Annotated in this window: 10 protein-coding genes; 7 read left to right on the top strand and 3 right to left on the bottom strand. The window is 38.1% G+C overall.

Going from position 1 to position 10,353, the window contains the following annotated elements; all coding sequences use genetic code 11:
• Window positions 1-57: 57 nt before the first annotated feature.
• Window positions 58-1,452 (top strand): hypothetical protein, encoded by a 1,395-nt coding sequence (locus J7E85_RS33740; RefSeq protein WP_215164308.1) that lies wholly within the window; start codon window positions 58-60, stop codon window positions 1,450-1,452.
• 68 nt (window positions 1,453-1,520) lie between these two features.
• Here the strand turns inward: J7E85_RS33740 and J7E85_RS33735 are convergent, their stop codons facing one another.
• Complete coding sequence (locus tag J7E85_RS33735; RefSeq protein WP_215164307.1) at window positions 1,521-2,516, bottom strand: DGQHR domain-containing protein; 996 nt, start codon at window positions 2,514-2,516, stop codon at window positions 1,521-1,523.
• A gap of 139 nt (window positions 2,517-2,655) precedes the next feature.
• Here J7E85_RS33735 and J7E85_RS33730 point away from each other — a divergent pair, with 139 nt between their 5' ends.
• From J7E85_RS33730 to J7E85_RS33720, 3 genes are all read left to right on the top strand, one after another.
• Window positions 2,656-3,012 carry a helix-turn-helix domain-containing protein gene (locus J7E85_RS33730; RefSeq protein ID WP_215164306.1) on the top strand — a complete coding sequence of 119 codons (357 nt, stop codon included), beginning with the start codon at window positions 2,656-2,658 and terminating at the stop codon, window positions 3,010-3,012.
• A gap of 176 nt (window positions 3,013-3,188) precedes the next feature.
• On the top strand, window positions 3,189-3,365 hold the full coding sequence (locus J7E85_RS33725) for a hypothetical protein (protein ID WP_215164305.1): 177 nt from the start codon (window positions 3,189-3,191) through the stop codon (window positions 3,363-3,365).
• 232 nt (window positions 3,366-3,597) lie between these two features.
• Window positions 3,598-5,430: an ATP-dependent nuclease gene (locus J7E85_RS33720; protein ID WP_215164304.1), complete on the top strand. Its 1,833-nt coding sequence runs from the start codon at window positions 3,598-3,600 to the stop codon at window positions 5,428-5,430.
• 224 nt (window positions 5,431-5,654) lie between these two features.
• Here the strand turns inward: J7E85_RS33720 and J7E85_RS33715 are convergent, their stop codons facing one another.
• A complete protein-coding gene (locus J7E85_RS33715; RefSeq protein WP_215164303.1) occupies window positions 5,655-6,149 on the bottom strand; it encodes an arsinothricin resistance N-acetyltransferase ArsN1 family A in 495 nt (164 codons plus the stop codon).
• Between the two features lie 224 nt (window positions 6,150-6,373).
• Window positions 6,374-6,823: a MarR family winged helix-turn-helix transcriptional regulator gene (locus tag J7E85_RS33710; protein WP_215164302.1), complete on the bottom strand. Its 450-nt coding sequence runs from the start codon at window positions 6,821-6,823 to the stop codon at window positions 6,374-6,376.
• 428 nt (window positions 6,824-7,251) lie between these two features.
• On the opposite strand from J7E85_RS33710, the gene J7E85_RS33705 reads away from it, so the two are divergent.
• The 3 genes from J7E85_RS33705 (at window position 7,252) to trxB (ending at window position 10,200) form a co-directional block, all read left to right on the top strand.
• A complete protein-coding gene (locus tag J7E85_RS33705; protein ID WP_215164309.1) occupies window positions 7,252-7,566 on the top strand; it encodes an ArsR/SmtB family transcription factor in 315 nt (104 codons plus the stop codon).
• 196 nt (window positions 7,567-7,762) lie between these two features.
• Window positions 7,763-9,169, top strand: a complete 1,407-nt coding sequence (locus tag J7E85_RS33700) for an NAD(P)-binding domain-containing protein (RefSeq protein WP_215164301.1) — start codon at window positions 7,763-7,765, stop codon at window positions 9,167-9,169.
• A gap of 68 nt (window positions 9,170-9,237) precedes the next feature.
• Window positions 9,238-10,200 (top strand): thioredoxin-disulfide reductase, encoded by a 963-nt coding sequence (gene trxB / locus J7E85_RS33695; RefSeq protein WP_215164300.1) that lies wholly within the window; start codon window positions 9,238-9,240, stop codon window positions 10,198-10,200.
• Window positions 10,201-10,353 lie beyond the last annotated feature (153 nt).

Below are 10,353 nucleotides of genomic sequence, written 5' to 3'. Positions count from 1 at the left end.
GTGAATACAGCATTATGAAGACAAAAAGAAGACATTCATCTCCAAAACGCGGGGTGAATGTCTTCTTTTTACACTATTTGCACCGCCTCCGAAGAAAAACGCAAGTTCTTCAGTGGCCTCGATGAGATCTCTGGATTTTTATCAGATAATGAATTAATAAAAGATATAGGTGAATACCGCTATTGGCGCAAATCATTAGCATTTTGCATCGAGTGCCTAAAAGATGGGTATCATAGTACATTGCATCAGTTCGTATTAATTCATAAATGTCCTTTTCATCAAACACCTCTTTACAAAAGTTGTCCAGGATGTCGAGAACAAATACCATATGAACTAACAGACCGTTTTTTTGAATCTCCTTATAATTGTGTTTGTAGTTACAATTTCAGAGAAACTCAATCAATACTTTCTTTTTCCTCACATTGGGGACTGTACACACCCATTGATATACAGGACAAAAATGTTCAACGTTGGATTTCTCTTGACTCTAAAGAAAAAGAAAAAATGAATAGAATATATTTATATCCTCACATAGAACTCGAACAAACTCCTCAATTAATGAGTTTTCTTTATTCAGCGCTTGAGGGAAATGAGCACGAAATAGATCAATACCAGTTCTCAGTTGTTAAGAGCCCGTCCAATGTTCAACATTTGAAAAAATCTATACCCGATATGAAAACTTCTCTAAGAAACTGGACGAATATAAATACTGGGTTATCTCTTGAGATGAAATATGACTTTCGTAAAGTAACCATTGCAGAAGAACTTCTTAAAGTTAGGAACCAAACCATCCTTGCAATTGGAAAACACTTAAAAAAAACAATTTTAAAAGAGCACAAAACCTGCATTAAAAGATACGTAAATACTTACAAAAAATTAGGTGCGCCAGATTCGCCAATTTGTCCGTATGCCTATGCTTATGTGAAATGGAAACAGTCATTGTTTAAAATTAATCATTTTTATGATGTAGATAATCGGCCGTTGCCATCTATGTCATATTCCCAAAGTATTTCAGTTATTTATGATAGAGATTGGGATCCAATACATCAGTTAATTGATATTTGTTTAAGGAACTTCCCTATCCAAAAGCCTGAATGTTATTCTCACTTAAAATGGGTCTTATCACATTTAACTGGATATCTAGCTATGCATTATTACTTTGCATGCCTGCATAATACTTCTTCACAGAACGGTGAAAAACTTTACGAAAAGGAATTGTTACGAATAAAGGGGAACGTATTTGCTTTTCTTTTTCCTCAAGGAGAAAAAGAGCCTTTTCGAGTTTTTTGGGACCGAAATTTTCATGAAAATACGTACCAAATAGTTTGTCCTTTTCCTAATAAAAAGGCAAAAAAGATAAAAGCAGGAGAGGTTTCTCACCATCCTATACGTATGGCTATCAACAAGTCTGGCAGAGAAGAAGTTCCTCTATGGACAATTAGTGGCGGGTAGTTCGTCTTCAAAAACAGAGTAAAGAAAAGGTATAGTATGTATAAGTAACTCTATACCTCTCTCTAGTCCTAATCCAAATACATCATGTCAAACAATTCCACAGCTAGTGTTTTTGAACCCGAGATCCCCTTTAAATATTTTAAAGGACCTTCAGTAGACCAATCAATTTTTCTTAATTGTTTTACCGACCTCGTAAACTTGTCATAATCAATGTGTTTACTGTTTTCTTTTCTCGAATGAAGTAATAATTTAGAACCGGCCATTGCTAAAGCATCCAAACATACTATGTGGGTTAGTTTAAACTCCTTATAATTCATCCATTCATTAGGATAATTTTCGCGTATTAAATTAAAATACCTTATGGCAATTTCAACTTTTTCATGTTTGGTTAGATGAGAAACATTGGCTTCTTTGAAGAAATATTTTAACACCCTATAAAGATTTTGCAGAGTAATATGCCGCCCTTTACTTCGCTTACCGGTTATACTCCCTAAATGAATAAATGGGCTTCCATTGATAGTTAATAACTCTGTAGCCATCCAACTTAGTTCGTCTGATTCCCTTTTTAAGTATCTGCTTAAAGAAGAACTAATCCCTTTAGCTTTTGTATTAATCGTATCAAAAAGTCTTATTTCTTCATCCTCATCCAAGAAATGAAAAGCCATAAAAGGGATATTTATTTCTGAATTTGTTTCATCAATATATCGTTTTATTCCGCCAATTCTATGTTGTCCATCCATTAAAGATGCTTTACTCTTGCAAAGTAATCGACCATACATAGGTCTATTAGTGTCATATGCTGAGAATTCCCACATACCAGCAGCGTTTAATAAAATAGGGGTAAATAATGAATCGTCTCCCTTAGAAAGATACATTGCGAAATCATCGACTCTCTTCATATCCGTTGGCCGTTGATATCCTTTGCCTGATGGATCATTGTAAGGTTTAACATATGTTAAATTTAGTCCGACAGTAGCAGGAAACTGGCTCTGATAAGCAACTTTTCCTCTCATTTTACATTGAAGTACATTTTCAATGACAACTTGATGCGGTAGATTCTCCATAAACTTTCACTCCTATAAAAATCATTTCAAACTTAAATATATATCTTATAATGTATATTTAGAAGTGGTAATATATAGTTTGAGTATATTTATTTCATGTATAAGTACACCTACTCTTAAAAAGAGGGGTGATTATATTATGATAAAAATTAACACCTATGTAGGTGAAAGGATAAGATCAATAAGAAAAGCTAGAAATTTAACGCAAGCTGATTTAGGAGAGCAAGTAGATCTTCCACAACCTTATGTAGGTGGGATTGAACGGGGGGAGAGAAATATTTCTCTTGATACGTTGCAGAAATTATTAGAAGCCTTACATATAACGCCTGCCGAATTGTTCCGTGAATATGACAATTTACATAAAGAAGAAACAACTGAAATCATCGATAGAATTAATCAATTATTAACTAGTAGAAGTCTTGATGAAGTGAAAATTGTGGAGACTTTTATTAAGGATATTCTTAGTACAATTGATCGTCTAAAAGATGCCAAATAGAATACTTAAATTACAAATTTATTAATGAATTCTAATAGAAAGTAAGTCTGAATGATCAGAAAATGGAGTAGGGCATTGCAACTCGAATCAGTCATAGTTTAGTTTATTGTTGTTGTAGTGATATTAGCTAGACTTGACAATACACAGTTAACATCAACTTAGTTGGAGTGATTAATATGATATTTGAAATAACTGAAGAAATGGAAGAAAGAATTAGAGAATGGGATGCTTGTAAAGCTGTTGACGTAGCAGGTGCGAGATTTGCATACACTTTCATTCCAACTGGATTAGGATTATTTATTGAAATTCATTGTGATGTATGCAAAAGAAAGTTGTCTCTTACTGAAGATTGAATTGTAATAGCTAGACTGATGATACTAACGGTCATCAGTTTCTTTTTTTTCGTTGAGTTTGGGCAATACTTTATCGTTGGTTCGTTCGAATGTTGAATGCTATGAACAAATAAGAGATGGACATTATTCGACAAAGTACATAAATAACGGAAGGAAATACGAGGAATCAATCGAATTAGTAAATTATGTATTTCCGTTATGATAAAATTAAAATGAAAATGGAGAGTGAAGTATGAGCGTAGAAGATATTGAAAACGGCATTTCTCAACCTGCAGTTCGGCCACGATTAAAGCAATTAATCATTCAAAATTTTCGAGGAATTGGAAGTCAGCCTGTAACAATTGAGCTAGATAAAATTGTTGTACTTGTTGGACCAAATAATGTCGGTAAAAGTTCAATTCTACGTGCTTATGAAGTGGTTATGTCTGAAGGTTCAAATGAGGCTGTATTATATGAAGACGACTTCCCAGGTGGCAAAGTTATTGAAAGCGCTTATCCGACGATAGAACTACACACCGTTGTTTATGATAATGCACCAGGAGCAAGATGGATTGAAATTGATGTGCCGACTCAAGAAAAAATAGTAAAGGAAAAATGGACTTGGACTGCACCAGGTTCACCTAAAAGACAAGGATTTGATGTTGAAAAAAAAGAGTGGGCTAGTGATGGTGTCCCTTGGGGAGCAGCAAATATTGCTAATTACAATCGTCCGAAACCACATCGTGTAGATGCATTTTCGGATCCAAAAGTTCAAGCTGATAAGATTGTGAAATTGTTGGCTGAGGTGATAAAAGATAGAGTTAAAAACATTCAGGAAAATGTTGGAGAAGGTTCAGAATACCACAAACTTTTGAGTACAATCTCAACTCTAAGAAAACAAATCTTTACTGAATCACTTTCGCAAATTCAAAATATCGAACATCAAGTTTCATCACTATTAAGTGAGGTATTTCCGGGCTATGTTGTTAAGTTTGATCCAAAAACAGAGGAAGAAGCAGAAAACGATCTAATTTTGTTCAATAAAGTAAACAATTCTCAACTTAAGATGGGGCATAGTGAATCAGGTTTTTTAACTACTTTAGATAGGCAAGGCAGCGGAGCAAGAAGAACTCTTCTTTGGAGTGCTTTGAGAATGATTGCAGAAACTAGTTTAAGCAAAGGGGGGAAAAAGGGAACGAGAAAAGAGAGTGCCGAAAATGAATCAACTCGGCCACATGTTCTATTATTGGATGAACCAGAATTATGTCTTCACCCGAATGCAGTTAGAGAAGCATGCCGTGTTTTATATTCATTGCCAGACACTGGTAATTGGCAGGTGATTGTTACAACCCATTCTCCTGCATTTATCGATGTATCACGTGATAATACTACGATAATAAGAGTCGAACAAAAAAACGGGCGAATTTCAAGCACAACAATATTCCGTCCGGAAAGAGCAAAATTGGGTGAGGAAGATCGTTCGCTTCTTAAGTTATTAAATATCTATGATCCATATGTAGCAGAATTCTTCTTTGGGGGCAGATGTGTTATTGTTGAAGGTGATACTGAATATTCTGCATTTAAATACATTATGGCGTCCAATCCTGAAAAATATAAAGATGTACATATTATAAGAGCCCGTGGAAAGGCAACCATCGTATCTTTAGTAAAAATCCTAAATCATTTTGGTTCAAGATACGCCGTACTTCATGATAGTGATACCCCAACAACGTTGAGAAAGGGATCTAGGATTAGAAATTCTGCATGGGCTCATAACGAGAAGATCTACAACGCAATACAGGATCGTCCTCATACTTCGAATGTTCGACTATTAGCGTCAATAAGTAATTTCGAAAGAGCTTACTTTGGGCAAGAAGTTAGAACTGAAAAACCTTATCATGCAATACAAAATCTACAAAATGACCCAGTTGGTTATGCAAAAGTAGAAAAGCTACTTGAGGCTCTACTGGATCATAGTGTACAACCACCTGAAGGGGCAATTGAGTGGACAAGTGTTACTCAATTAGAAGAGTTAGTCTCTGCTTTGGAAACTGACATTTTAGTAGCATCTGCAGAAGAAGAATAAATTTAACAGTTGAATAGTCCCCATTTCAGAAGATTTCAAAATCTTTGTCGATTTGTTTTGTTATCAGATTATAAGTCACGTATATCTTTTTATTGTTTATTAAAATGGAAGTTCTTGTCCGATCTGAGGGCAAGAACTTCTTACCGTTAGATGAAAAGGAAATTTATGCTGGGTATATCATTCGTGGTTATAAAAATGGATATACGTTCAATCAGGCATCCAATTCACAATAACTTCTCCATGATCTTAACATCCACATATTTGTCATCCAAGATCCCTTGCTTTTCAAATACCCCCACATCACGGTAACCAAGTTTATGATATAAGCCTTGACCATTATGATTGAACGGGAATGTAAACAACACGATTTTATAAAAGTCTTTTTCACTAGCAATCTCCTCAAGACGCTGAAGAAGCATGCTGCCAATTCCTTTACCTCTGAAGGCTCGATCGATGTATATGGATAGGTCGGCAACACCGTCATAAGCACATCGTTGAGAGTAAGGGTTGAGGGAAGCCCAGCCGATTACTTCATTATCGTACTCAGCTACAATGACAGCGTAACGATCCTGGTGTTGCTGGAACCAGTTATTCATAAATGCAATATCCTTTACATCCACTTCTAGCGTAGCTATACGATCCTCGATTCCTTGATTATAAATGTTCAATATTCGTTCCACATCATCAGTGACTGCTGCTCTAATCGAAGTGTTTTTCATATCAGTTCCTCCTATGTAGGAAGTTTAAGATTAGCAACAGGAAACACAGCAGGTATTCATTCGCGGTTGCCTTGAAAATGAAAATGAAATACTAGATTTTTTGCTATTGAGTTCTTTATTGGTTATCTCTCGGCATTTTTGAACGTGAAGGTCACTTTTCATTAAATACTCTGCAACGTAAGAATGGAGCAGCATCGTAATTCATCTCCTATATATCAAATTTATTATTCAGATAATGGGCCGCAGCACTTATTAGATTTCGCCATCGCATCGTTAAAAATTTTAACGGAGTGTAGCACGGTTTCTTTTTCAAACTCGGTCATGTACGAAAACACTTCGTTAAGATAGTCATTCATTTGTTGATCAATGGTAGTCGCTATAAACTTTCCTTCCGTCGTAAGAGCCAGTGTATAAACCCTTCGGTCCTGTGGATCTTGAGTTTTTTTCACTAAATTCATTTTGATTAAGGATTGGACTTGTCTGCTAAACGTTGTAATATCAGTTCCTAGAGTCTCTGCAATCTGTTGCATCGAAGAGTTGTGCTGCCGGTCAATCTCATACAAGATGTGGCTTTGCACTAACGAGACATCATTTCCTCCGACACTGCAGCAGGTTTTATTTAGAAGACCAAATCTTCGGGTCATGATCTGAAACAACTCACGAGCATTTTCCATTTCGAATCACCTCTTGTCTTAGTTATACAACATATATTTGCAACATGCAAATATAACACGGATCATATAACATTTTGAATTTCAATTCATATGAGCTGGCTGAACGATTATTAATCAAAATATTTTGATTTAGTCCTTGAACATACAATTATTTCATGATATGCTTCATTCATCAAATTTTATTGATGGATGGTGGGACGTCCAATGATGAATCACTACACGACGGAAAAATTGATTGAATATCAACAAAATGAAATTGAGCTGAAGGCACGACAAATGTGGAAGTGGTTGAATTCACAACACTTGAGACAGACGATGAACATCTCGGCACCTGTCACTGTTCAACCAACCGCTGCTTGTTGCCCTTGCTGCTAAATGGAGGTAAAGAGTTTATGATCAAAGAACTGAACGTTATCCAGCCATCCAGCGTGAATGTTGATTTTGCCCAATACGAAACTAAATTCAAAGCACTGGCAGATCAGAAAAGACTGAAGATCATGCATGAGCTCAGTCAAAAAGGTAGCGTTTGTGTCTGTGACCTGATGGAAATCATGGAAATGCCTCAGTCCAAGCTATCGTATCACCTAAGAATCCTACTCGATGCCCAGATGATCACTCTCGAGACGAGAGGGACTTGGAGCTATTATGAGTTAAATCATGCTGTAGTTAATCGGCTGCTTTCACCTGAGTTATGTTGCATTTTTCGTTCGATAGACGACAAGCAGAGTGGATGCTGCTCATAAGTCCAAAGGTCTTATTTCACTATAGTACTACTTTTTAAGGTTATACTTGTAATATGCAAATATTAAGATTAGAATTCATTTATAGCACCTAACTGAATTCTAAGTGTGCCTTTTCCAGACTGCTGCAAGTACATTGGTTCATTTTTAGTTAATAAATCAAAAAAAATTGATGTATATCAAATAGGAGGGCTTACGAATGAAGAACATTGAATTTAAGGTAGCCTCATCTTCTTGTTGTACACCCCAAGTAACATTAAACACTAAAGAAACCGTGAAGGAGGAGCATGCGCCCTATAACAATAACCTGCCGGTAGCGATTATCGGTGCCGGCCCGATTGGTTTGGCAGCAGCAGCGCATTTGGTGGAGAGAGGACAAAAATTCATCCTTTTTGAAGCCGGATCTAGCATTGGTCAGAACATCCTACAATGGGGACATGTACGCCTTTTTTCACCATGGCAGTATAACATCGATAAAGCCGCAGAGCGCCTTTTGCGTAAACAAGGTTGGCAGTCTCCAGCATTAACGGAATTACCTTTCGGTCAAGAGATCGTTCATCAATATTTGAGACCTTTGGCGAAGCTGCCTGAACTGGAGCCCTATATCAAGTTGAATTCCAAAGTCATCTCCATATCGAAAAAGAATACAGACAAAATGAAATCGGCTAATCGTGAAGCTGCGCCATTCGTACTGTATGTTGAAACAAACGACTCCACGGAACGCTTTGAAGCTAGGGCTGTCATTGATGCTTCCGGGACATGGGGACAGTCGAATCCGCTGCATGCCGATGGGATATGGACACGTGAAGAGCGTGATCTGAAAGATCACATCTATTATGGCATTCCAGATTTATCAGCCGAACAAAAACAGAAGTACACAGGGAAACGCGTTGCAGTCGTAGGAGGCGGGCACTCTGCGATCAACACACTACTGGATCTTGCCAAGCTCAAAGAAACAGATCCGAATACGGAAATTATTTGGGTGATGAGAAAGAAATCGGTGCAAGAAGCTTACGGCGGAGAAGAGAATGACCAGTTAGAGGCTCGAGGAGCACTTGGAAGCCACATTCACCAGCTGATTGATGCCGGCAAAGTCCAAGTGGTTACTCCATTTATGATTGAGAAGGTTTCCAAACGCGATGGAAGGATTCACATCCAAGGGACTGCAAATGGTGAAAGCAAGGAGATACAAGAAATCGATGAGATTATCGTAAATACAGGAAGCCGTCCGGATCTCTCATTCTTGAGTGAGATTAGACTTAGCATTGATTCTGCAACGGAGAGTGTTGAAGCACTTGCACCCCTTATCGATCCCAATGTACACAGCTGCGGAACCGTAAGACCTCATGGTGAAAAAGAGCTGCGCCATGTAGAAAAGAACTTTTATCTCGTTGGCATGAAGAGTTATGGCCGGGCTCCAACCTTTCTTATGGCAACGGGCTACGAACAGGTCAGATCCATTGCAGCATACCTGGATGGCGATCTGGAAGCTGCATCGAAGGTTGAATTAGAGCTGCCAGAGACCGGTGTATGTGGTATTAGCAGTGCGCCGAATGCCAACGATTGTTGCATGCCGGTTTCCTCTGCTAAAACGGGCTGCAATTAAAAATTAGAGAAGGGGAGAATCGGAAGACAAGATTCTCTCTGCTCAGCCAAACAAAGGAGTGAAGAGTGATGTACAAATCAATCATTATAGGAACGGGTCCAGCAGGTTTAACAGCAGCTATTTATTTAGCTAGAGCTAATCTAAATCCGCTTGTTATTGAAGGACCGCAACCGGGAGGCCAATTGACATTAACTACAGAAGTTGAGAATTTCCCTGGATTTGTTGATGGAATCATGGGTCCCGAGCTCATGGATAATATGAGAAAACAAGCGATTCGATTCGGTGCTGAGTTTATGAATGGTTGGGTGCATGAAGTGGATTTCTCTTCACGTCCATTTCGAGTGTCCGTTGAGGGGCTGGGTCAATTGCAAGCTGAAACGATCATTCTCTCCACGGGTGCATCTGCGAATTTACTTGGCGGTATACCAGGGGAGAAGGAGAATATTGGCCGCGGCGTAAGCACATGCGCGACATGTGATGGTTTCTTTTTCCGAAATAAAGAAGTGCTTGTCGTGGGTGGCGGAGATTCTGCCATGGAAGAAGCCAATTTCCTTACGAAGTTCGCTTCCAAGGTAACGATCGTTCATCGTCGTGATGAACTGCGTGCTTCGAAGATTATGCAGGAACGTGCAAGACAAAATCCTAAAATAAGCTGGGCTCTTAGCAAAGAATCCACTGAAATTATCGCAGATGATCGCGGAGTTACCGGACTGTGCGTCAAGGATATAAAAACAGGAAATGAAGAAATCATCGAGACCAACGGAATTTTTATTGCAACGGGTCATACGCCCAATACGGCATTTTTGAAGGGACAGATTGATACCGATCCAGTTGGATATATTCGTGTGAAACCTGGAACAACTGAAACGAATATTCCTGGGGTTTTTGCTTGCGGTGACGTACAGGATCCGAAGTACCGTCAGGCGATTACAGCAGCAGGTACAGGATGTATGGCTGCTCTAGACAGCGAACGATTTTTAGAAGCAGAATCCGCATTTATAAAATCAGTCACAGATCTGGCTAATGTATAAGTGTATGCTTATGTGTGAATTGAATTTCACTTATAAAAGATAACAAATTTAATTCAAACAGAAAACGATAAGGCACAACTTGACTCAGTCACAAGCGTTTTCTGCCCCGACCCTTGTGATCGGTTTTTACATTAGACGGATTGTAATATGAAG

It is taken from the genome of Paenibacillus sp. ISL-20 (assembly GCF_018613005.1).
Lineage (GTDB): Bacteria > Bacillota > Bacilli > Paenibacillales > Paenibacillaceae > Paenibacillus_AQ.
This window is presented reverse-complemented; position numbering and strand designations above follow the sequence as displayed.

Coding starts and splice junctions, on each gene's coding strand:
- J7E85_RS33740 (WP_215164308.1), top strand. CDS start 58: ATGTCTTCTTTTTACACTATTTGCACCGCCTCCGAAGAAAAACGCAAG.
- J7E85_RS33735 (WP_215164307.1), bottom strand. CDS start 2,516: ATGGAGAATCTACCGCATCAAGTTGTCATTGAAAATGTACTTCAATGT.
- J7E85_RS33730 (WP_215164306.1), top strand. CDS start 2,656: ATGATAAAAATTAACACCTATGTAGGTGAAAGGATAAGATCAATAAGA.
- J7E85_RS33725 (WP_215164305.1), top strand. CDS start 3,189: ATGATATTTGAAATAACTGAAGAAATGGAAGAAAGAATTAGAGAATGG.
- J7E85_RS33720 (WP_215164304.1), top strand. CDS start 3,598: ATGAGCGTAGAAGATATTGAAAACGGCATTTCTCAACCTGCAGTTCGG.
- J7E85_RS33715 (WP_215164303.1), bottom strand. CDS start 6,149: ATGAAAAACACTTCGATTAGAGCAGCAGTCACTGATGATGTGGAACGA.
- J7E85_RS33710 (WP_215164302.1), bottom strand. CDS start 6,823: ATGGAAAATGCTCGTGAGTTGTTTCAGATCATGACCCGAAGATTTGGT.
- J7E85_RS33700 (WP_215164301.1), top strand. CDS start 7,763: ATGAAGAACATTGAATTTAAGGTAGCCTCATCTTCTTGTTGTACACCC.
- trxB (WP_215164300.1), top strand. CDS start 9,238: ATGTACAAATCAATCATTATAGGAACGGGTCCAGCAGGTTTAACAGCA.